3 protein-coding genes are annotated in these 4,390 nt (G+C 44.7%); 1 reads left to right on the plus strand and 2 read right to left on the minus strand.

Features of this window, described 5'->3' with window-relative positions; all coding sequences use genetic code 11:
- The first annotated feature begins 265 nt into the window (after positions 1–265).
- Positions 266–2,866, plus strand: coding sequence for an EAL domain-containing protein (locus tag A3761_RS15715; protein ID WP_068510047.1), 2,601 nt, complete (start codon positions 266–268; stop codon positions 2,864–2,866).
- A gap of 23 nt (positions 2,867–2,889) precedes the next feature.
- On the opposite strand, the gene A3761_RS15720 is transcribed toward A3761_RS15715, so the two are convergent.
- A complete protein-coding gene (locus tag A3761_RS15720; protein WP_068510077.1) occupies positions 2,890–3,747 on the minus strand; it encodes an acyl-CoA thioesterase II in 858 nt (285 codons plus the stop codon).
- Positions 3,748–3,819: 72 nt separating this feature from the next.
- Positions 3,820–4,390 (minus strand): FAD-dependent oxidoreductase (locus tag A3761_RS15725; RefSeq protein WP_197473066.1); only part of this gene is annotated, 571 nt, incomplete at its 5' end.

Below are 4,390 nucleotides of genomic sequence, written 5' to 3' on the forward strand. Positions count from 1 at the left end.
GTTCACTAATTATTTTGGCTTGTTTGCTCGCTTCTGCACTACTCATCGATAACTCCTTATTTTCTACAAGTATATTTTTTATAGGCAGCATAGCTTCAGTATAGAGCTTAGTTGAAGTCATAGCATGTATTTGTTTGAAATAGTTTGTGAATAAGGGGGAATCTACTCATAAATGTATATCAAGTGAGCAGAGGAAAAAATCAATTGTCCTGCTACGCTTAAGAAACAGAGAAATTGTTTACACTAAAATTAGCCAACCTTATATATGACGTTCTTAAAAAACATTTTGCTTAGGCCGCTACTGATATTCTTGCTGTGTCTAAGTGGAAGCTTTATCGGGCCTGCTTGGGGTATTACGAATGTGATGCCAGACGATGGTGCGCCCCGTATTATTCGAAGTGAATACCTAGTAGATCACTCAGGTAACAGCGGCATAGAGGCAATAAAAAGCCTTGTAAGAGAAGGTGAATGGAAAGGTCTTAGTGAAGACTCGGCTAACTTTGGTTATCAGCGTTATCCGTACTGGTATCGTTTTGAATTAAGTAACCCAAGCCAGGCGCAAAAGGAGCAGATTCTAGAGATCAGTTACCCTTTGTTGGATTATGTGGATTTTTATCATTTTGCAGGTGACAACTTAGTCAGTGAAGTTCACACCGGAGATAGAAAGCCCTATTCGCAGCGCCTGATAGATCACCCTAATTTTCTCTTTCCTGTCAAAATAGCTGCGGGTGAAACCCACCAGATTTATCTAAGAGTCGACACGGCAGGTTCTCAGTTGGTTCCGATGAAAATTTCTGATGCAACGAGCACCTTTGTGCAGCTAGGAAAAGAAGACGCATTACATGCGACCTACTTTGGCGTTGTATCAGTTATTGTCTTCTTTAACTTATTAATCTTTGTCGCGCTCAGGGAAAAGCTGTATTTATACTATTCAGTCGCAGCATTCTTGTACATGCTGTTCTTTGGTATTATGAGAGCGAAGCTTTTCCCCTTTATTTATTCAGATAACCCCGAGTTTCATCACACGCTTTTATTGTTATTGCCGTCCAGCTGTTTACTTTTTTCAGCGCTATTCTCACGAGAATTTCTCAAGCCTGAGCAATACAGTAAGACTTTGGGGTATTTAATCAATGCGATCATTGGTATTGCCTTGATTGGCCTTGCTGGCATCTTGGTATTTGATGCGCAGACCTCCTTGCAATTGTCGGTGATGGGGGCCATTCCTGGCAGCTTTGTTTTACTCATAATGGGGCCAATATTGGGCTTTATGGGGAATAGGATGGCGTGGATCTATGCCACAGCATGGAGTACTTTCATGTTTGGTGTGACGATATCTGCGCTCAGTAAACAGGGCCTGATGCCGGTGAGCTTCGTTACCGAGTACGGTATGCAGATCGGTTCAGCACTAGAGCTATTTATACTAAACGCAGCCTTAGCCTCACGTTTCTATCAAGAGCATAGGCAGCGAATAGCTGCGCAAGAAGCACGATTACTGGAGCAACTTGAGCGCAGAGAAACCGAACAGAAGCTATTAAACAAGTCTTTATCTGATCCCACGACCCACTTGCCAAACCGCTCCTGCTTTGAGCAGCAGGCTAATTTGGTTATTGAGTCTCGTGGGAATAAACGGATCGCTATTTGTGTGATCGAAATCCTTCGTTATATGGAGATCAGTCGTACCTTGGGTCACCATAATACTGATTTAATGCAGGTCGAGGTGGCTCAGAATTTCGCTGCATTGTCGGTTAATATGCCAGGTATCGTCAAACTTCAGGGGCCTTCCGAGGAAGCATTAATTTGTTCTTTGGAGCCAGGCTCATTTGTGATGCTCGTTGAGGCAGAGCTTGCGGAAAGCCACACAGAGCAGGTAAATGAAATTCTAAAGCAGGCAATGCAACCAATTGAGTTTAAGGAGATGCGTCTGGAACTGCGTCCGGTAATTGGTGTGGCTGTTTGTCCTGAGCACGGTTTGAACACCGAAACTTTATTGCGCCATGCCCAAGTAGCTGCAGACTCATCGGAAGCACTTGAGCGACACCTTTCTTACTATCGCCCTGAATATGATCAATACAATGCGCGCCGCTTGATGATGGTTTCTGAATTGAAGGAAGCGATCAAGAATGATCATCTGGCTTTGTACTTTCAGCCTAAATACTCTCTTAAAGAGAATCGAGTTGTAGGTATGGAGGCCTTGGTAAGGTGGAACCATGAGCGTTATGGCTTGGTTAGGCCTGATGAGTTTATTGAGATTGCCGAACAAACAGGCATTATTAAAGCATTAACACGCTGGGTGGTGAGCAATGCACTTAAAGCCCAGAATAGTCTCAAAGAGCTTGGTTGGGACTTGAATATGTCAATCAATCTATCGGTGTTGAACCTGCGAGAGGGAGATTTGATTGATTTTCTGAGCGCTCAAATGGCTGATAACAACAGCGATCCTCAGCGCATTTATTTTGAGTTAACTGAGACCTCGATGATGGCGAATCCTTTGGATGCGATTGAGGTCTTAAATAAAGTGTGTGCTTTACGCTTACGTTTATCGGTTGATGACTTTGGCGCTGGCTACTCCTCTTTGGCGTATTTAAAGTCATTACCGGCGACAGAGATTAAAATCGATAAATCCTTGATATCGGGAATATGTGGGGATGAGGGCAATGAGCTCATTGCTGAAGCAACCATTAACATGTGCCAAAAACTGGGTTATCAGGTGGTGGCAGAAGGTGTCGAAAATGAAGAGACGATGGAGCGCTTAAGAGAGCTAAAGTGCGATTCTGTTCAAGGTTATTTACTAACCCCACCTTTGCCGATGGAGAGGCTACTTCAGTGGCTTGATAAGTCTGAAAGCGATACGCGTGACGTATCCTAGCAAGGCGTCACGCATTTGCAGTTTTAACTACGTTTTCTAATCAATGCTTCCTGGCATACTGAAGCAACTAACTCACCTTGTTGGTTAAAAATATTCCCTCGATTAAAGCCTCTTCCGCCTGACGCACTAGGGCTATCCATATCGTAAAGTAACCATTCATCAACCTTGAAAGGGCGATGGAACCATATCGAATGATCAAGACTCGCAACTTGCATGCCTTTTTGCATAAAACTCAAACCGTGCGGCAGCATACTAGTACCAAGCAGGCCGAAGTCCGAGGCATAGGCCAGAAGGCAATGGTGTAATGATAGATCATTGGGGACTGATGCCACCGCTCTAAACCAATTTTGCTTATAGGGTGGACGAATATCCGGGTTGGTATAGTCAATTGGCTTAACTGGTCTGATTTCGATTGGTTTATCGCGGGTGAACTGCTCCCTAAGTTTTTCAGGTATCAGGTGCTTAAAGCGACGACGTATTTCCAGCTCGGAAGCCAGTTCTTCTGGCGACTTGCTTTCGGGCATATCAAACTGGTGTTCTGAACCCGCTTCATCTTTTTGAAACGAAGCGTTGAGGGTAAAAATCTCTTTGTCGTCTTGCCGGGCAATGACTCGCCGTGTTGCGAAAGAACTACCGTCTCGAATAATCTGCACTTCGTACTGAATTGGTAGAGAATGATCCCCTGGGCGTAAAAAGTAGCCATGCATTGAGTGAGCGCTGAGTTGATCGACTGTTTGATAAGCCGCCATCAGTGCTTGACCACAGACCTGTCCACCGAATACATTTTTGAAGCCCAAATCTTCGCTGCAACCTTCAAAGACTAAGTTGTTGAGTTGCTTAAGTTGAAGGACATCGATGAGTTGTTGTAGTACGTCTTGCATGATCATGACTCACTTTATTAATCGCGCTTTGTTGAGTTTTAAACAAAGCGCCTAATTCAGGGAGTCTTTAGCTTAAAGACTACTGAGCTCTTTAACTAGCGCTTGTTTTTCAACACAGCGTTGCCCAGTTAGTACAAAACCATCCAAACAGTCTTGCTCGTTATAATGACGACCACAAATATTCAGGCCATCTTGTTCGAAGCGCCATTGGCCTGAAGCACTGGCAGGTGGGCAAACGACGACGGGGCAGGCGGGTGTTTTAGTTGCTATCGGCATGATGCCGAAGCTTACCTGGCTCGGTGTGCCGGTCAGAGTCTTCGCTAAGGTGCGTGCGCAGGTCATTAGTGGCAGCACGTAGAGTCTGACCTGCCCTTCGATCTCTGCGCAGTCACCTAAGGCGTAGACATCTTCTGCACTAGTTTGTAGCAAGGCGTTGGTGACAATCCCTTGCTGGCATTCAATCCCCGAGTCTTGAGCAATTTGTATATTGGCTTTCAGGCCGACGGCAGAAATAACCAAGGCACACTCAAGTTCTTGGCCATTACTTAAACGAGCAAGCAAACCATTTCCTTGTTCAGTGATTTCGCTTACATGAGCTTGCATTTCAAACTGACAACCTGCATCACTAAGGCCTTCGATAAGC

It is taken from the genome of Oleiphilus sp. HI0123, from assembly GCF_001635315.1.